The organism is Cardiobacteriaceae bacterium TAE3-ERU3 (genome assembly GCA_019218315.1).
GTDB lineage: Bacteria > Pseudomonadota > Gammaproteobacteria > Cardiobacteriales > Cardiobacteriaceae > JAHUUI01.
On the sequence record JAHUUI010000006.1, the window covers coordinates 25,525 to 44,449 of the forward strand.

Genomic DNA, 18,925 nt, shown 5'->3' on the forward strand with positions numbered 1-18,925 from the left:
TGATAGGAAAATAAGAATTCGATGAATTTACTGCTACTTACGTCTGTAACTCTGGAAGAGATAGGATTATTGTAATCATCCGTAGTTTTAATTTTGGAGGTTTAAAATGGGGAACGTGCTATATCGTTGTGCCTGGGCAAATAATCATCCTTTAGAAACGGAATATCATGATGCTGAATGGGGAATACCAATTAATGATGATAGATTATTTTTTGAGATGTTAACGTTAGAAAGTGCTCAATCAGGGTTAAGCTGGTTAACTATTTTAAAAAAACGTGAAGGGTTCAGGCAAGCTTTTGATAATTTTGAAATCGAAAAAGTTGCAGAATATAAGGATGAAAAAGTTTTATCTTTATTAGACGATACTCGGGTTATTCGCCATAAACAAAAAATATTGGCAACCATAAATAATGCTAAATGTATTTTGGCATTACAGTCTGAATACGGCAGTTTCTCTTCTTATTTGTGGAAGTTTGTTGATAACCAACCTATTATAAATTGTTGGGAAAATGAACAAGAAATACCTGCATCCACACAGTTATCTGATTTGATAAGCAAAGAGCTTAAACAAAAAGGATTTAAATTTTTCGGAACGACAACTTGTTATGCTTTTATGCAAGCTACAGGAATAGTTAATGATCACGTTGTTGATTGTTTTAGATTTAACGACAATCAAAGAGTGTAAATTCCCAAAAATAGCACAGTTTGGAAGTAGAATTTCTTTCAAGCAGAGGCAACGCTGTTTTAACTTTTTATGAATGGCTAGCCAGGTACGGCGGTATGACAGTCTCTGATGCCCTACGTCCGCACTTCTACATTTATGTGCTGTAACCGTTTTTCTGGAATGAGACTGTAAACGCTATACACGCGCAAAAAAGCCGGGCATTGCGCCCGGCTTTTGTGCGTGTCAGCAGGATTGAAATTACTGCTGTGGCAAAGGCATTACGTTACCGTTAAGCTCAATACCGTCGTCGGTATTTTCGATGTGCAGGACGTAGTCGCTGCCTTCTTTAACCACGTAGCCTGCAGTCATCGCCATCATGCCTTCCATGCCAGTGGCTTGAATCAGGCTTTCGGGTACGGTCAGCTTGATGTCGAAATCAAAGCTCTGCTGTAGCAGGTTGATCATGGCAGTTGGTTGCTGACTATCCATGGCTGCTTGCCATTGCTGTACGTCAGTAACTGCATCATCTTTGGCCTTGATGTCTGCGACGAAGGTTGCGTCACCTTGGTCAGTATTAAAGGCAATATCAATATCCAGCTCTGTTTGGTTGTTCGCCATGTCGCTAATCAAGCTCTGCATATTTTGCTGCAGGCGCTCTTGATCCTGAGTTTCAGTAATAGCTGGCAGCTCGTAATTGACGAGTTTGAAAGCATCAGCAGACAGGTTTTCAAAGCTTGCTTTAATTTCAATATTTTCAATTTCCAGACCAACCATGCCGGTCAGGTTGCGGATGCTTTCGCCATTGACGTCGACATTAATGCCACCGCTGAAATCATAGAGGTCGCCATCTTTTTCTGCATCAGTGTCGTAGCGGATGCTGTCGATGATGATTGGTGAAGGCATGGTGTCGTCTTTGATCTGAATATTGTCAAAGACGAATTCCTGCTCACCAATGAATGTGCCAAGCTCATCATCAAAGTGGATGTCGTCACCTTTACCTTGAACACCGTCAATGGTGATCAGCATGTTGTCTTCGCTGTTTTCGATTTTGATTGGCGATGTTTTCAGGGTCAGATCGCCGTCTTCGGTCAGCTCGTAGTTAGCCGTTAGTGGGTGGAAGGTAACTGTTGAGCCTGCAGGTTGCTCTTCAGATTGTGCGGCTTCATCTGATGGTGCGTTGGTGATGGTGAGTTTGCCGAATGCCAGCTCTACTTTACCTGCACCATCAGCCAGTGAGCTTTCATTGCTTTGTGAGGTCAGGTTGAGGCCGTCAAATTGAACGGTTTCTCCATCTTCATTGAACTCAAATGGCTTGATTTGTACCAGCTGATTGATTCTGCCATCGTTATATAGGTCTGAAGTGATGGCAAGGTATTCCAGTGCTTTGTTGAGCTTTTCTACGTCTTGGTGGTCTGCAACATCAAGCAAGTTCTTGAGGTCTTCATTGGGCACAACTTCTCCGTTGATACGGGCAAGAATACCTTCGTTGCTCAATTCATCGTTGAAGATAATGTTGTCTTTCATTTCCAGTACGATATCTGGATTTTCGCCTTCTTCAAGGTATGCCGAGTTGCGGGTGATGGTCACTTTGCTGACAGCATTCAAGCCCGTCTCAGTTGCTTGGTAGTCACCTGTTTCAACCGTGATGGATTGCAATACTGGTGACTGACTGAAAAAGCGCTGATAGGTTTGCGTGGTGATTTTGTCCAGATTAGCAATGCGTGCTTTGACTTGCTCAGCCTGCGCTTGCATTTCCATATCAGCGGCTTGGGCTTGGCTGATCAGTAGTGGCGTCGATACGCTACCGAGGCCGAGTAATACTGCAGCAGTAAGGTTGCGGATTTTCATCTCTAAACTCCTTGGATGATAAAAATTATTGGTGGATATATTAAACAAAATTGACGGCAAAAGATGATATTTCTCAGAATGGTAAGGGAGCATTCAGATCGAGAAGCTGATTTTGAGGAGTGTGGATGCTGAGTGCGGCAGCGTGCAAGTGCAAGCGTGCTTCGTATTTGTCGCTTTCGTGGCCGTAGAGATTATCGCCGATGATCGGATGGCCGATAGCCATGAGATGCACGCGAAGCTGATGGCTGCGTCCGGTATGTGGGGTGAGCCGGACGCGGCTGCGGCCATCACCGCTGGCGATGACCTCATAATGGGTCAGCGCAGGTTTGCCCGTCTCATAGCAAACTTTTTGCCGCGGGCGATTTGGCCAATCGGCAATCAGTGGCAGCGCAATACTGCCAACTTGCGGTTCAGGGCAGTCGTGAACAATAGCGTAGTAGGTTTTCTCGACACGACGCTCTTCAAATTGACGTTTGTAATGGCGCTCAGCATCTTTGTGCTTGGCAATCAGCATCAGGCCGGATGTGCACATATCAAGGCGGTGAATAGCGATAGCACCGGGGCATATGGCGGCAATGCGGCTTTGCGCGCTGTCGGCTTTTTCCGGTCCGCGCCCGGGTACGGATAATAGCCCGGCTGGCTTATCAACGGCGACGATGTCGTCGTCTTCATAAATCACGGGGATATCGTAGTGCTTAGTCATCTTCGGCTTTGATGGTTCTGTCGAGTAAGCTGAGGATGGCTTCTTTGAGTGAGGCTTCACCAGAAAGAATGGCGTGCAGGTGGGTGGTGATCGGCATGCGAACGCCAAGGCGGTTGGCGAGTATCCATGTGTCGAAGGTTGCGCCTTCTCCCTCGACGACTTGTCCAATCTCGGCTTTGGCTTGCTCGGGTGTAATGCCTTTGCCGAGCGCGAGACCGAAGCGGCGGTTGCGCGATTGGTTATCTGTTGCAGTGAGGACCAGATCACCCATGCCTGCGAGCCCACTCATGGTGGCTGGGTCAGCGCCAAGGGCTTCGGCAAGGCGGCTGATTTCGCGTAGGCCTCGGGTAATTAATGCGGCACGTGCGTTGGCACCACAGCCGATACCATCGGCAATGCCGGTTGCAATGGCGATGACGTTTTTAACTGCACCGGCAATTTGTACACCGATCAAATCGCAGCTGGTGTAGCAAAGAAATACAGAGCCGTGAAAATGGGCGGCAAATTGTTCGGCAAGTTCGAGGTTGGGCGCGGCAATGGTGACCGCTGTGGGCTGGTTGGCCGCGACTTCTTTGGCAAAGCTGGGGCCTGCGAGCATGGCGTGCGGATGATCTGCGCCGATGATGTCGGCAAATACATCGCTGAGTAATCGGCCGCTACCTGCTTCAAAGCCTTTGATTGCCCACATGAATGGGCGCTTGCCGAGGTGAGGCTTGACGGCTTTGAGTAAATCAGCAAACGCGTGACTTGGGACCACAGCGAGGATCACGTCGTTGTCAGTGATGCTTTGAACGAGATCACTACTGACATGCAAATTATCTGGGAACGGGATGCCGGGTAGGTAATGAGTGTTTTCACGCGCATTTTGCAGTGCGCTAATGTGTTCAGCACGATGCCCCCAGAGGGTGACATCGTGCTGATTGCGGGCGAGTTGTAGTGCCAGAGCGGTGCCCCAGCTGCCCGCACCAAGTACGGCAATGCGTTGCATGCTTAGTTGGCGTCTTCCGGAGAGGCTGGCGCTTCACTTTGTGCTTGTGCTTCTTGCGCGAGCTTCTGCTGGAACAGGCCTTCGAAGTTGACCGGTTGCAGGTACAGCGATGGGAAGCCAGCGCGTGCAATGGCTGAAGAAACTACTTCGCGTGCATAAGGGTAAAGCAAAGTCGTGCAGTAGACGTTCAGCGCATGGCGCAATTGCAGCTCTTCCAAACCGGCGATTTCGAAGATGCCGCTTTGTGCCGCTTCGACCAAGTAAATGGTCTTGTCGCCACCTTTAGCGGTAACAGTCAGGCGCAGCTTGACTTCGTAATAGTTTTCTGGTGGCAGCTTGTTGTTTTCAAAAGCAACGTTGAAGCTGATTTCAGGGCTTAATTCTTCTTGAAAGATGTCTGGTGCGTTAGGGACTTCAATTGACAGGTCGCCAACATATAGCTTGCGCACTTCAAGGATGACTTGTTGCTTTTCTTCGCTCATAAATACTCCATTAATGGGTTAAAAATTCTCGCACAGTATAACAAAGTTGTGCGTGGGGTTTAGAGAAACACCCACAGCAGCACAATGGCAAGAACAATGCGGTAAATGACGTACGGCATCATGCCGGTCTTTGCCAGCAGCTTCATAAATGCGGCTATACACAGATAGGCGGATAATGCTGAGACGATTAGCCCGACGAACAAGGGCGCCATATCAACAGCTTGCGGCTGTTCGATCAAGTCTTTGGCTTTGAGCAGCCCGGCAAGGGTGATGATTGGAATCGACATCAGGAAGGAAAAGCGCGCCGCTGCTTCGCGGGTGAAGCCCATCATTAGTCCTGCGGTCATGGTGATGCCTGAGCGCGAGGTGCCGGGGATCAGCGCGATGGCTTGCGCAAGGCCGTATACGACCGCTTGCAGTGGTGTGGTTTTGGCGATATCCATCAGGCGCTTGCCATAGCGATCAGCAAGCCCCAGCGCAATACCAAACACCAATGTACTTGCTGCGATGACCAATGGGCTGCGCAAATAAAGATCGACGTAATCATCCGCGAGCAGGCCGATGATGCCGGTCGGAATAGTAGCAAGAATAATCAGGTTGCCAAGGCGTGCATAGCCGTTTGGGTCGTGGCGATTGCGGCTGAATTGGGTGAACCAGTGGCGAATAATTTGCCACAAATCGTGGCGAAAATAGGCGATGACGGCGACCAGCGTGCCGACGTGTACGATCACATCAAACGCCAATCCCTGATCCGGCCAACCGAACAATTTTGGCACGAGGATGAGATGCGCCGAGCTGGAAACCGGCAAAAATTCAGTCAGCCCTTGTACGAGGGCAAGAACGATGGCTTGGGTAATAGTCATGGTTATTGAGGCAAGTTAATAAGCGCGCTATTGTACGCTTTTTAAATGAGGAAAATCATGTCCCGTACCTATCAATTGATGAGCCGACAAGGCTGTCATCTTTGCCAGCAGGTCGCACAGCAATTGATGCTGATGAATGTAGATTTCCGTATCGTGGATATTGATCGCGATATGGCACTGCGAGAGAAATACCATACTTTGGTACCGGTGCTTTACTGCGCGGCATGCGATGAAGAGCTGCTTTACCCATTTTCAGAAGTGGATTTGGTGGCGTGGCTGGCGCGTACTCATGGACAATAATTTAATAATGTCGTCGCTGCGATAAGGTTATCTTTTTAAGATTTATATTTGTTCAATATATTGATATATAAGTTTTATTTTGAATTTCTTGTTGTGTTTTTGGCATTTCTTTTTATGTGATTACTGTAGTTGATTGTTTCCTGTACAGATTACATCTGCTTTAGAGTGCTGGCTTCAGCCAATAAACATTGGTTAAATAGCCCCCGCTATCAGAAACACAACAGTAACTATTGGAGAAACATGATGAAAAAAATGACAATGACAAAACTTGGTCTTGCTGCAATGATCGCTGCTGGTTCTATGACAGCAATGGCTGACGACGCTGATCTGCGTAAGCAACTTGCGGATGCGCAAGCAGAAGTAGCAGAGCTGAAGGCTCAGTTGGCTGAGCATGACCATGCATCTGCTGATCATGCAGTAGCAGGTACAACTGCAACCAATGCTGATCATGCCGCTGCAGATCAGCATTCAACTGCAAACTTGCCAGCAGGTTTCTACGTGCCAGAGAATCTGACTAAAGTGAAAGTTGACCGTGATGACGACGGTGAAGAAGTTGAGCTGAAAGGCGAGCTTGAAAGTGCGGACATCAAGGCATTGGCTAGTGAAGCCCAGAAAGCATTGCAAGAAGCAGGCTACACTGTCGTTAAAGAAGAGATCGACAAAGACGATGAAGCCAAGCTTTCTTATGAGAAAGTGACTGGTAATATGCGCGAAACCATTGAAGTCGAAATTGACAAGTCATGGTTGAGCGACAAAGTTAAGTACGAAGTAGAGTACGAAAAGCACGACTAATCGTTACGCTGCTTTAGCAAAAACGGACGCTTCGGCGTCCGTTTTTCGTTTGCGGTCATTGTTTTCAGGGCATGATGAATACAGTAGAATAGCGCTAAAATTTTATAAAAAGAGAACATCATGACGGCATATTTTGACGCGGCACTGATCGAAAAATACAGCATCAGTGGACCGCGCTATACCTCTTATCCGACCGCAGTTCAGTTCACTGAGCAATTTGATGCGGATGATTATGTGCAGGCACTCAAAGACAGCAATGCCAGCGGGCGTGATTTGTCACTTTATGTGCATATCCCGTTTTGCCGCCACGTTTGCTACTACTGCGCGTGCAATAAAATCATCACCCGCAATACCGCGCAAGCCGCAGAGTACTTGCGCTATTTACGCATGGACATAGAGCGACAGGCTGCGCATATAGACCGCGGTCGCAAGGTGATGCAGCTGCACTTTGGCGGCGGTACACCAACGTTTATCAGTAAGGAAGAGCAAAGCGAATTGCTCGGTATGTTGCAATCGCATTTTCAATTTGCTGATGATAGCGAAGGTGAATTCAGTATTGAAATTGATCCGCGCACAGTCGACCACGACTACCTTGCGCACCTGCGCCAACTTGGCTTTAACCGCCTTAGCTTTGGCGTACAGGATTTTGACGAGGAAGTGCAGAAAGCGGTTAATCGTGTGCAACCACTCGATGAAGTTGCGTCGGTGATGCAGTCCGGGCGTGATCTTGGCTATCACTCGATTTCGGTTGATTTGATTTATGGGCTACCACTGCAAACGGTAGATAAATTTCGCAAAACCTTGCGTGAAATTATTGCCTTGTCGCCGGATCGCATTGCCGTATTTAATTACGCACATATGCCGCAGTTATTTGGCGCACAAAAGCAGATCAATGCCGAAGACTTGCCCGATGCAGCAACCAAGCTCGCGATTCTCGAAACCACAATTGCCATGCTCACTGAAGCTGGTTATGAATTTATTGGCCTTGATCACTTTGCCAAGCCCGATGATTCACTGGTGCAGCACCAAAAAGCGGGCACGCTGTACCGCAATTTTCAGGGCTATTCGACCTTTTCAACCTGTGACTTGCTCGGCTTTGGCATCAGCGCCATTTCCATGCTTGAAAACAGCTACAGCCAGCATCAAAAAGCGCGCAGTAAGTACTACGCTGCATTAGATGCTGGTGGCTTGCCGGTCGAGCGTGGCGTGCGCCTGAACAAGGATGACCATATTCGCAGCTATGTGATCACTGAAATCATGTGTAACCTTGGTTTATCGCTTGACGCCGTATCTCAGCGTTTTGATATAGACGCCAAGGCATACTTTGCTGATGAGTGGCAGCGGCTAGAACCACTTGCCGCAGATGGATTAATTACCTTGGGTGATGACAGCCTGACCATCGAGCCGATTGGTCGCTTGCTGATCCGCAATGTAGCCATGATATTTGATGGTTATTTGGCAAAAATGCCACAAAAGCGCTTTTCAAAAGTGATTTAACCTGCCGTGATACCAGCATACGGGCGATACTGGTTGAAATCATTGCGTTATGGTGTGACTTCAATCAGTGTTGTCTTTGTTATCGGCCAGATTGAACTTTAGCGCCAAGCGGGTTTTGCCGGGGCGTGAGTAAATCCACACGTGCCCATTTTGCCTTGCACAGCGGCGCTGAATACTGCTCAAGCCAACGCTTAATCCACTGCGCTTTACGGCGCCTACATCAAACCCAACGCCATTATCAGTAATGCTCAAAAATAATGCAGATTGATTTTGCCGTACGGTGACTTGGACCAGTGAGGCACGGCTATGCTTGATGATGTTGGTCAAGCATTCTTCCAGAATCCGTGACAAGGTCAGGCATAGAACAGGTTGTGGTCGTGTTTGCCAACTGCTTGGAATGCTCCACGATGCTGATATATCTAAAGCATCAAACAGTGTATTGAAGCGTTGGCGTGAAGGTGCCATCCAGATCACCGGCGTTTCAGGCGTGACAGAGGATTCGCCAAATGCGTTATCAATGACTTGCCTAAGGTCATCGCGTAAAAGCTTTAAAAGGGCGAGAAAAACGTGGTTTGGTACTGAGTCTTTTTGGCGTTCGATCTCGGCAATTGAGCGAATGATGCTACTGCCAATGCCATCATGTAATTCATGGCTGACCCTCAGGCGCTCTTGGAGTAGCGTATTTTCAAGGCGTACATTTTCTTGCTCGAGCATCTGCTGGCGTAGTGAGGCTTTAGCGATGACTATTTCCTGCTCAAGCCGGGTGTTGTAATCGCGCAGTTGGCGGAAAATTCTGCGGCTATAGACAGAAAAGATAAACGACATGGCCAGTACAGAACCAATTGTCGCGTAGGAAAACCAAATATGATCGGTTTCACGAAGATTGATGCCAATGTATATGTCGTGAAAGAAGACCACGATAAAGCCAATCAGAGATATGGCGGTAATAATGTATTCATGGCGAGGGTTACGCCAGGTATGGATGATGAAAAATACAAAATTACCCAAAGTGATGACCAAGAGGCTCAATAGTAATATGAGCGAAAAGGTGACGATCCATTCTTCTGGTATCAGCAAGAAGGCGAGTGAACTCATGCCCGCGGCGATAAATTGTAGGCGTTCCCATACAGGGAAGCGACGTTCGCAAAATCGATATAAGAACGTATAAAAAAATACGGCTACCATGGGTAAGAGCATATTTACCGCCCTTACCAACGCTAGCGTATTTGGCAGGAAATATAATGACGTCGTATACATCATCGAGGCTAGAAGTACCCAGCTTAGGCTGCTTGCCGCGTACCAGCCAAAGACGGTTACTCTGCGGTTACAAAGCCAGACGAACAGCCATGGCAACCCAGTCGCCAATGACATAATGATATTGCTCCACGGCAAGGTGAAATTTTGTAATCGCCACTGCTCGTAAATTTGATTAGCCTCGTCATAGGGCGCAATGATGACTTTCCCCAAGCCAGGCTGAAACTTTTGATAAATACTCACCACATAGATGTCTAAATAGTTATCTTGCCTGATTAACGCTTTCGGAACGGCCAAAAAGCGCGGAAGTGCCTGACTTTGGCTTAAGGGCTCCACCAAGGACTCATCGCGGAACAGTAGCGCATCATTTAAGTAAATAGCGCCAGCTGAATTGAGATACTTCACCGCGATGGCTAATGTTTGGTCGTCACTATTGTCGTCATCACAATCAGCCTGCCAACGCAGCCGATACCACGCACCACCACTGTATAAAGGCCAGCGTGTCGTCCATTGATAATCGGACAGCTCCACCGGTTGCCATTGGTCATCAGATTGTGCCGGATCTTGTGGGTCAGCTTTACTGACCTCACTGCTGAGGATCTTTGCTCGACAAGCTGCGGATGCTGGTTCTGCGATAGCAAAAGCGGATAAAAACAGGGTTGCTAAGGCAATAATCCAAGCGAACGCGCGACTGAAACGGCATTGATACGATTGCTGGCGCTGAGCTTTTGATAGATGTTTTTGATGTGGCATTCGACGGTATATTTAGAGATAAATAGATGTTCGGCTATTTCACGGTTGCTCATACCGTCTGCAACCAAATGCAGAATTTCATGCTGCCTTGAGGTCAAGGTGGCTTCGGGAGAGGCTTGAGCTTCAGGAGTACTATCGCTTGGTAAAGCATCAATAATTTTACGTGCCAGAAAAGGATCAATAGGTGCGCCACCACTGATCACGCTTCTGATCGAGATAGAAAGCTCGAGATCGTCACGTTCTTTGAGGAGGTAACCATTTGCACCAGCACGCAATGCAGAAAGAATCGCTTCTCTGGTTGACCATCCGGAGATGACCATGATCAGCATATTTGGATCATTCTCACGGTACGCCTGGATCACTTCTACGCCATTGCCATCAGGCAGGCCCAAATCGATCAAGGCCAAAGCGATTGGCTTTTGCTTACTTTTCAGTGCTTGCTGAACAGTAGGTGCTTGTTGTATTTGATCTGCTTTATAGCCAATCTCATGCAGTAGGCGGGTTGTCCGGCGCATCATTTCCGGATCATCTTCCACGATCATGACAGGTGATGGTAATGACGCGTTCATCATGAGTTAACCAGTATGGTCCGAAGCAACATAATTTTTTCCATAATAGAATGAGCGAACAAGCCAAGAGGCTTATATCTTTCTGATTGTAGTATTGATGAGATATGATCAAGCGTCCAGTATCACAAGAAATATCGTGATAAGCCATACCTGAATGCAGTGATTTTGTGGTTAGGGGGAGGCATTGTGCTAACATTTTGCAACATTTATATGGCAATAGCCAAATTATAAACGTGGAACAACGCGTTATGGTTTATTTACTCTATTTGATGAGTTTACTGTTGCCTAGCCAATTCGTTTGAAAGTAAATATTCAGCTAAATGGAGATTAGGCGATGCCTTATATGGGGCAGATGAGGGCACTACAATATGCACAAACTTTCCCTCAATTTAAGGGCTAAGTTGATGAGGAAATAGTGCCCGTGGAAATAAGAGAATTATTTAGTTAGTGTTTGTGCTCGCCATGGTTATGGCCATGATGATCATCACTATGTTGGTCATGGGTAATGGTCAGGACAGCGGCTGGATGTGGTTCATCGTGGCTTTCAGCAGACCATGATACGCTTTGATCGCCGCATTGCTGGTCTACTTTGAGCAGCAGTGTTTCAGCATCGGTGGATACTTTGGCCCGGAAGACAAATTCACCATAAAAATCGTTGGGTAAGTCGCCATTTGCCCAAGTAATGGCACTGACGTATTCAGTGTGTTCTTTGCCGTGTGCCGTGTAGGGCTGCTTTAGCTTGCTTTTTTCAGTGCTGATGTCCCAGCCTTGAATATAAAGTGGCTTTGCGCCCTGAATGCCTTCAGGAATATGAACAGTAATGGCGGTCGTCGGCGCACCTTTACAGCCGTGTGGAACGTTAAGAGTAAAGCGGTGGTAGCTACCATTTTCAGCTTTGCTATCAGCGAGTGTGACATGCGCTAGTGTCAGCGAACTGACGCTGGCTAGTGTTGCGACAAGCAGTAGGCGGGTGGTTGTTTTCATCATTATCCTCTCTCAGTAGTGCAATTACAGATAAAAATATAATAATAGTGATATATTTATCATAACAAAAAACGCAGCAAGTGCTGCGTTTTTATGTGATTTTTAAATCAACAAATTAGAAAATTTCAAATGTACCTGCTGCGCCCATACCGCTACCGATACACATGGTGACCATGCCGTAGCCGCTTTGTCCTTGCTGGCGCATGCCGTGGATAAGGCTTGCGGTACGGATAGCACCAGTTGCGCCGAGTGGGTGGCCGAGGGCGATTGCGCCGCCGTTGGGGTTGACGCGTGCTGGGTCGAGATCGAGGTCGCGCATGACGGCAAGCGATTGTGCAGCAAAGGCTTCGTTGAGCTCGATCCATTGCAGGTCGTTTACATTGATACCGGCTTGTCGGCACGCTGCGGGGATGGCTTCTTTAGGGCCGATGCCCATGACTTCTGGTGGTACGCCTTTGACTGCGAAAGTGCAATAACGCGCGAGTGGTGTAAGGCCGTATTCTTTCAGTGCCTTTTCAGAAACAAGCAATACTGCACCGGCACCGTCAGACATTTGTGAGCTGTTACCGGCGGTAACGCTGCCTTTGGTATCAAAGACGGTGCGCAGTTTAGCCAGTCCTTCCATGCTCGTGTCAGGGCGTGGGCCTTCGTCCTTGTCCTGCACTTTGGTAGTAATTTCCACTTCACCGGTTGCGAGGTTAGGCTTGCGGTAGGTGACTTCGATCGGGCTGATTTCGTCAGCAAAGCGGTTTTCTGCCTGAGCTTGCAGGGCGCGGCGGTGAGATTCGACAGCAAATGCGTCCTGATCTTCGCGGCTGACGTTCCATTTTTCAGCAACTTTTTCAGCGGTGATGCCCATGCCGTAGGCGAGAGCAAGGTGGTCATCTTCAAAGATGCGCGGGTTAAGCGAGACTTTGTTGCCCATCATCGGCACTTGCGACATGGACTCTGTGCCGGATGCAATCATCACGTCGGCCTCGCCGAGGCGGATGCGATCAGCAGCAATTTGTACGGCATTGAGGCCGGATGAACACCAGCGGTTAATGGTCAGGCCGGGAACCGTGTCAGGCAAGCCTGCGAGTTGTGCAGCGTAGCGCGCGACGTTCAGCCCTTGCTCGGCTTCGGGAAATGCGCAGCCGGTGATGATGTCGCCAATCGCTTCTGGTGGTACTGATGGTGCTTGCGCGAGGACAGATTGGATGACGTGCACCAGCATGTCATCAGGGCGTAGATTTTTGAACATGCCACGCGGGGCTTTGCCGACCGGTGTGCGGGTCGCGGCAACGATGTAAACGTTTTGAGTCATTTTGTGCTCCTGTTGTAGGAATTCAGTTATGGTTGGGCGCTCTCAATATCGAGTTAGCGCCCTAACTTATTTGTTGTATTAATTTCTTAACGGCTTGCCTGTTTTCAGCATATGCGCAATACGCTCGTGCGTTTGCTTGTTGCCGACCAGTTCCATAAAGCGTTCGTGCTCGATTTTCAGTACCCAGTCTTCGTTGACGGTGGTGCCTTCATCGACGTTGCCGCCGGTCATGACATCGGCAATCGCGCTGGCGATGTGGTAGTCGTATTTGCTGATCATGTGCCCTTCGAGCATGTTGACCAGCTGTCCTTTAAACGTCGCTGCGGTGCTGCGTCCGCCAACCTTGAACGGTTTGCTTACCGGTGGACGGTAGGCAACCGCGAGCGCGCTGGCGTGCTTGAGTGCGGTGTAAAGCAGCTCGTAAGGGTTGAAGACGACCACGTCGCTGTCCTTGAGGTAGCCGAGTTCGCGTGCATTTTCAGCGCTGGTGCTGACTTTGGCAGTGGCGATGGTCATGAAGCTGTCTTTCAGCGCAGCGGCAAAGTTGCCGTTGGCGTGCTTGGCGGCGCGCATGGCAAATTCTTTGGTACCTGCGCCGCCGGGCAGTAAGCCGACGCCGACTTCGACCAGTCCGATGTAGCTTTCCATTGCGGCGATGACGCGATCCGAGTGCATCAGGAATTCACAGCCGCCGCCGAGTGCGAGGCCTTGTGCAGCCGAGACGACTGGTACGCGGCTGTAACGGATACGCATTGAGGTGCGCTGGAAGTCGCGGGCAAATTCGGTCGCGGCGTCGTAGTTGCCGGCGAGTACTTCGTCCTGTACCGAGGCAAGATCCGCACCAGCCGAGAATGGACCTTCTGCACCTTGCCAGATAACCAAACCGCTGTATTCTGCTTCGGCGCGGTCAATCGCCGCCATCAGGTCTTTGAGCAGGGCGTGGCTACAGGTGTGCATTTTGGTTTTGAACGAGGCAATCAGTAAGCCATCCGCCGCAGGATGCTCAAGAGTGAAGCAACGCAGGGTGTCGGTTTCGTGCACAGTGTTGCCGAGCTCACCGCGGGTTTCGCCGTAAACGGTGGCAGGGACGATTTGGCGCTGATAAACCGGCAGGTTGCTGCGCGCAACGAGGGTGTCGTGGGCAGCATCGTAAGAGCCTTCCGGCGTGTGTACGCCGTCGCGCTGGCTGACCCATTCTGGCAGTGGCGCATCGGCGAGGGCTTTGCCCGCTTTGATGTCTTCACTGATCCATTGTGCGATTTGTTGCCAGTCGGCTTTTTGCCATGTTTCAAATGGGCCTTCGTCCCAGCCGAAGCCCCAACGCAGGGCGAGGTCGATGTCGCGTGCGCAGTGGGCGATGTCGGCGAGGTGGTAGGCAGCGTAGTGGAATGTATCGCGCAATACTGACCAGATGAATTGTGCCTGCGGGTGATCGCTGTCGTGCAATGCCTTGAGGCGCTCGGCGGCGTTTTTGTTTTTCAGAATCGCGACCACGTCTTTATCGGCTTTCCCTTCAGCCGGCTGGTATTCGCCACTTTTCGGATCGAGCTGCTTGATGGTTTTGCCTTCTTTTTTGTAGAAGCCAGCGCCGGATTTTTGCCCAAGTGCGCCATTGTCGATCAGCTTTTGGATGTAGTCAGGCAGGGTGTAGTGTTTGTGCCATGGGTCGTCTTGCAGGCGTTCCTGCTTGGTGTGTACGACGTGTGCGAGTGTATCAAGGCCGACGACATCAGCGGTGCGGAAGGTCGCAGATTTGGGGCGACCGAGCAGGCGACCGGTGAGCTGGTCAACGACGTCAAAATCAAGGCCGAATTGTTCGGCGTGCTTGACCGCTGCGAGCATGGCGAAGACGCCGACACGGTTAGCGATGAAGTTCGGGGTGTTGCGTGCGCGTACGACGCCTTTGCCAAGGCGGGAAACGAGGAAGGTTTCGAGATCGTCAAGGACGTCCGCTTCGGTGCCGTTGCAAGGAATGAGCTCGACGAGGTGCATATAACGTGGTGGGTTAAAGAAATGCACGCCGCAGAAACGGTGGCGGATGTCTGCCGGTACAGACTCGGCGAGTTCCTGAATCGACAGGCCGGAAGTGTTGGTGGCGAGGATAGCGTCCTGACGCACAGCAGGGGCGATGCGTTCGTAGAGGTCGCGCTTCCATTCCATTTTTTCGGCGATGGCTTCGATGATCAGGTCGCAGTCTTTGAGCTGCTCGAGGTCATCTTCGTAGTTGTGCGCGGTGATTAGGTTTTCAACGCCTTGTTCCGCCAGTGGCGCAGGCTTGAGTTTGGCCAAGCGCTTGAGCGCGTTGTGGACGATTTCATTGCGGTCTTTGCTGTCTTTGGCTGCGAGGTCAAAGAGTTTGACCGGATAGTGGGCATTGGCAAAGTGGGCGGCAATTTGTGCGCCCATGACACCTGCGCCGAGGACGGCGACGGTTTGAATCGGTTTTTGGTTCATAATTATGCTCCTTATCGTTAGTACAACCGCACGTATAGTGCGGCGCCCTCGTTGATTGTGCTCATTCGTCTGTGGGGTGTGAAATGACCCGCCGTGGCGGGTCATTTCAGGGTTTGTCGTTCTGCTTAGCGTGCGAGGAAAATGACGCGATCAAATAGATCCTTGTCGTACTCGTTGAGCTCCATGTCGAAGTCGTCAACGGTGATCGCAAGGCGCATCAGTTTGCGTGCTTCGCGCACTTGATCACGCTGCTCGGCTGTAATCAGGCCTTTTTCAGCAGCTTCATCGAGGCGCTCGTCCGGTGCAAATGCGGTTAGTTCACCGCTGCGCTCTGCGTGGCGAATAGTGCGTTCGGCGTCTTCCGTTGCGCGGATGGCATCAAGCGCTGGCTTGAGTACGGCGAGTGGTTCAGTCACCGTACGTGGATCACATTCCGGTACGTAGATGAATTTGGTCAGGCGCTCCATTGCTGGGCCAAAGTCCATCATGGTGCGGCTGACTTCAGTGCCAAGTTTGTCTGATGGTGGCTGGCAACGGCGGCCGAGTGGGAAAACTAGAACTTTGAGCAGCCATGCAACCGGGCGCGAAGGCAGGTTGGCAATGACGCCGTGCAATGCGGTTTCTACGTCGTAAAGCGCTTTTTCAACCGCCCATTTAGCCAGTGGTAAATCGCTCTTGGGCGCACCGTCGCGCTGGAAGCGCTTGAGGACGGCGGTAGCGATATAGAGGTTTGAAAATGCATCACCAAGACGCGCAGAGATTTTCTCACGGAATTTTAGTGAACCACCGAGGCTTGCCATGGCCATTTCTCCAGAGATAGAAAAAGCAGCCGATAGGCGGTTAATACGGCGGTAATAAGCAGCCATTTCGCCAGCATGCGCAGGTGCTTTGCTCAGTGCTCCGTTGGTAAAGCCAAGGAAGAAGCTACGCATGCTGTTGCGCAATGCTTGGCTGATGTGTCCAGCCAGTGCTTTGTCGAATTTGTCAAGGTTGTTGTCACCAGCGGCAAAGATTTCGTCGAGTACATAGCGGTGGCATCGGAACGCACCTTGGCCGAAAATCATCATCGAGCGAGTGAGGATGTTCGCACCTTCAACGGTAATCGCGACCGGAATCGCGTTATACGCTGATGCGAGGTAGTTACGCGGGCCGGTGACGACTGCGCGGCCACCGTGAATATCCATCGCATCATTGATGCAGTGGCGCATACGCTCGGTGTTGTGATATTTGAGAATGGCTGAGATAACCGATGGCTTTTCACCACCGTCGAGCCCGACCAGTGCCAAGTCTTGCGACGATTCCATTTGATAGGTATAGCCGCCGATGCGTGAAAGGGCTTCGTCAACGCCTTCAAATTTACCGATAGGCAGGCCGAACTGATGACGGATGCCAGCAAATGCTGCGGTGGTGTAGCTGCACGCTTTACCAGCAGAGACTGACAGCGCAGGCAGGGAAATACAACGGCCAACAGAGAGGCACTCAACCAGCATACGCCAGCCCTGACCGGCGTATTCTTTACCACCGATGATCCAGTCGACTGGGATGAATACGTCTTTACCCCAGACAGGGCCGTTCATGAATGGTGAATTGTTCGGGTAGTGGCGGCGCTTGTGCATCAGACCTTCGGTGCCTTCCGGCAGCAGGGCACATGTGATACCAACGTCTTCAACGTCGCCAAGCAGGTGGTTTGGATCTTTGAGTTTGAACGCAAGGCCGAATACGGTTGCGACTGGTCCGAGCGTCATCCAGCGTTTCTCAAAGGATACGCGAATACCGAGGACATCTTCGTGCTTTTCGCCGGTGCGCGGATCAGTGTAGCTACCGCGCTCGACAACGCCGTAGTCAGGGATCGCGCCTGCGTCTGAGCCGGCATAAGGACTGGTCAAGGCAAAGCAAGGAATATCGATACCCTTGGCAAGGCGAGGTAAGTAGTATTCACATTGTTCTTCGGTGCCGTAGTGTTGCAGCAGTTCGCCAGGGCCAAGGGAGTTTGGCACCATGACGGTGACTGCTGCCGAGCCACAACGGCTGGCAATTTTGCCGACTACTTTGGCATGCGCATAGTTGGAGAATTCGAGACCACCATATTTTTTCTTGATGATCATGGCCAGGAAGCCGTTGTCACGGATGTACTGCCATGTTTCAGGAGTGAGGTCGTGGTCTTTGTGGACGACTTGCCAGTCGTTGATCATCGCACACAGTTCCTCTACTGGGCCATCAAGAAACTCTTGCTCTGTCTTGCTAAGCTTGGGATCAGCAATGTTTTCAAGAATTTCCCAGTCTGGTTTACCTGAGTAAACTTCGGCGTCCCACCAGACTGTACCGGCGTCGATTGCCTCTTGTTCAGTTTTTGATAACGGCGGTAATACTTTTTTGAAGATAGCCATGACGCGTTTGCTGATCAATGCTTTGCGGATCGACGCAACACCAAATACCAAGCACAAACCCAAACCGATAATGAAGAATATCCAGTGCGCTTTGACGATGGTCAAAAACAGCACGGCGCCGATAGCCCATAGCCACACGGGGGAGCCAAAATAAGCAAGCGCACCAAAGATCGCGAGTGCGGATAAAATAGCGATAATCCAGGTCATATATCCTCCAATAGTTTTAAATGCTAGGTTCTGGAGCGGTTAATGCACCTGTTAAATAGGGCATTAATTGTTGGGCAATTTGTTTTGGGTTACGCGCTGATCCTGCTTCGCCGGGCATAAATAATTTAAAAATGTCATTACCAGCAAATGCGTGGAAAATCAGGTTGAACATAAAGTGAATACGCCAGCGCAGAGTGCTTTCACTATAAGATGGCAAAAGTGGCTGTAAAACATCGAGAATACTGCTGATCAGCGTTTTGGCTTCGGCGCTCATGGTGTCGCGTACGAGGCGGTGGTTATCGACCATCATGCGTGAGACAAGACGCACAAAAATAAGCCCTTGTTTATTGGGTTGGTTGGCAAGGTTGAGCGCGGGTTTGAGCAGTACGCGTACGACGTCTTCAGCATTGTAGTCTTGGTCGAGTACTTTGAGTGCCTCAACTTCACGAGTACACTCGTGCAGATAAGGGACGAAGCGACGGGTAAAAACCGTTTTGATCAAGGCATCCTTGCCGCCAAAATGGTAGTTTATAGCGGCCAAATTGACCCCTGCATCATTGGTGATTGTACGTAGTGATGTACTTTCAAATCCATGTTCGACAAATAGTTTCTCAGCGCTGTTAAAAATGCGGTTAATTGTGTGTGCTGACTGTGATTCATTAGTCATAATTATCTTCCTTGATTTCAATCATACGTTTAATATCATGAAACGTCAATTGAATAGTTGTGATTTTATTTCATACTCTTAGCGGCATGCCGGCATTATAAGCAGAAGATTAAAAAAAATAAACATACGTCGGAAAGTTATGTTTTGAGTTTTAAATAACTTGTATATGGTTATTAATTGTGGGGGTGTTTTTGGTGTGCTGTCACT

At 49.7% G+C, this 18,925-nt stretch carries 16 protein-coding genes; 4 read left to right on the plus strand and 12 right to left on the minus strand.

Translation table 11 applies throughout. From position 1 onward, the window contains the following. Positions 1 to 106: 106 nt before the first annotated feature. Positions 107 to 685 carry a DNA-3-methyladenine glycosylase I gene (locus tag KRX19_10445; protein ID MBV7435444.1) on the plus strand — a complete coding sequence of 193 codons (579 nt, stop codon included), beginning with the start codon at positions 107 to 109 and terminating at the stop codon, positions 683 to 685. 237 nt (positions 686 to 922) lie between these two features. Here KRX19_10445 and KRX19_10450 read toward each other — a convergent pair whose 3' ends face one another. The 5 genes from KRX19_10450 to KRX19_10470 form a co-directional block, all read right to left on the minus strand. Next, complete coding sequence (locus KRX19_10450) at positions 923 to 2,512, minus strand: YdgA family protein (protein ID MBV7435445.1); 1,590 nt, start codon at positions 2,510 to 2,512, stop codon at positions 923 to 925. Positions 2,513 to 2,585: 73 nt separating this feature from the next. Beyond that, positions 2,586 to 3,215: a bifunctional tRNA pseudouridine(32) synthase/ribosomal large subunit pseudouridine synthase RluA gene (locus KRX19_10455; GenBank protein ID MBV7435446.1), complete on the minus strand. Its 630-nt coding sequence runs from the start codon at positions 3,213 to 3,215 to the stop codon at positions 2,586 to 2,588. After that, complete coding sequence (locus tag KRX19_10460; GenBank protein MBV7435447.1) at positions 3,208 to 4,203, minus strand: NAD(P)-dependent glycerol-3-phosphate dehydrogenase; 996 nt, start codon at positions 4,201 to 4,203, stop codon at positions 3,208 to 3,210. The genes KRX19_10455 and KRX19_10460 overlap by 8 nt, the downstream gene beginning before the upstream one ends. A gap of 2 nt (positions 4,204 to 4,205) precedes the next feature. Continuing rightward, positions 4,206 to 4,685 carry a protein-export chaperone SecB gene (secB, locus tag KRX19_10465; protein ID MBV7435448.1) on the minus strand — a complete coding sequence of 160 codons (480 nt, stop codon included), beginning with the start codon at positions 4,683 to 4,685 and terminating at the stop codon, positions 4,206 to 4,208. 59 nt (positions 4,686 to 4,744) lie between these two features. Continuing rightward, positions 4,745 to 5,548, minus strand: a complete 804-nt coding sequence (locus KRX19_10470) for an undecaprenyl-diphosphate phosphatase (GenBank protein MBV7435449.1) — start codon at positions 5,546 to 5,548, stop codon at positions 4,745 to 4,747. Positions 5,549 to 5,593: 45 nt separating this feature from the next. Between KRX19_10470 and KRX19_10475 the strand changes: the two genes are divergently transcribed. The 3 genes from KRX19_10475 (at position 5,594) to hemN (ending at position 8,137) form a co-directional block, all read left to right on the plus strand. Further along, on the plus strand, positions 5,594 to 5,848 hold the full coding sequence (locus tag KRX19_10475; protein ID MBV7435450.1) for a glutaredoxin family protein: 255 nt from the start codon (positions 5,594 to 5,596) through the stop codon (positions 5,846 to 5,848). Between the two features lie 243 nt (positions 5,849 to 6,091). After that, entirely contained in the window at positions 6,092 to 6,640 is a 549-nt protein-coding gene (locus KRX19_10480) for a hypothetical protein (protein MBV7435451.1), read from the plus strand. A gap of 120 nt (positions 6,641 to 6,760) precedes the next feature. Then, positions 6,761 to 8,137: an oxygen-independent coproporphyrinogen III oxidase gene (gene hemN, locus KRX19_10485; GenBank protein MBV7435452.1), complete on the plus strand. Its 1,377-nt coding sequence runs from the start codon at positions 6,761 to 6,763 to the stop codon at positions 8,135 to 8,137. A 60-nt stretch (positions 8,138 to 8,197) separates the two neighbouring features. Here hemN and KRX19_10490 read toward each other — a convergent pair whose 3' ends face one another. The 7 genes from KRX19_10490 to KRX19_10520 all read right to left on the minus strand — a co-directional run bounded on the left by KRX19_10490 (position 8,198) and on the right by KRX19_10520 (position 18,718). Beyond that, positions 8,198 to 10,144 (minus strand): hypothetical protein, encoded by a 1,947-nt coding sequence (locus tag KRX19_10490; protein ID MBV7435453.1) that lies wholly within the window; start codon positions 10,142 to 10,144, stop codon positions 8,198 to 8,200. Continuing rightward, on the minus strand, positions 10,054 to 10,716 hold the full coding sequence (locus KRX19_10495; protein ID MBV7435454.1) for a response regulator transcription factor: 663 nt from the start codon (positions 10,714 to 10,716) through the stop codon (positions 10,054 to 10,056). Before KRX19_10495 ends, KRX19_10490 begins: the two co-directional genes overlap by 91 nt. 441 nt (positions 10,717 to 11,157) lie before the next feature. Then, positions 11,158 to 11,700 carry a YcnI family protein gene (locus KRX19_10500; protein ID MBV7435455.1) on the minus strand — a complete coding sequence of 181 codons (543 nt, stop codon included), beginning with the start codon at positions 11,698 to 11,700 and terminating at the stop codon, positions 11,158 to 11,160. 112 nt (positions 11,701 to 11,812) lie between these two features. Then, entirely contained in the window at positions 11,813 to 13,003 is a 1,191-nt protein-coding gene (locus KRX19_10505) for an acetyl-CoA C-acyltransferase (protein MBV7435456.1), read from the minus strand. Between the two features lie 78 nt (positions 13,004 to 13,081). Then, positions 13,082 to 15,457: a 3-hydroxyacyl-CoA dehydrogenase/enoyl-CoA hydratase family protein gene (locus KRX19_10510; protein ID MBV7435457.1), complete on the minus strand. Its 2,376-nt coding sequence runs from the start codon at positions 15,455 to 15,457 to the stop codon at positions 13,082 to 13,084. Positions 15,458 to 15,582: 125 nt separating this feature from the next. Next, the gene (locus KRX19_10515; protein MBV7435458.1) at positions 15,583 to 18,051 is read right to left on the minus strand and encodes an acyl-CoA dehydrogenase; all 2,469 of its coding nucleotides are present in this window, start codon (positions 18,049 to 18,051) and stop codon (positions 15,583 to 15,585) included. 16 nt (positions 18,052 to 18,067) lie between these two features. Next, positions 18,068 to 18,718 carry a TetR family transcriptional regulator gene (locus KRX19_10520; GenBank protein MBV7435459.1) on the minus strand — a complete coding sequence of 217 codons (651 nt, stop codon included), beginning with the start codon at positions 18,716 to 18,718 and terminating at the stop codon, positions 18,068 to 18,070. Between the last annotated feature and the right edge of the window lie 207 nt (positions 18,719 to 18,925).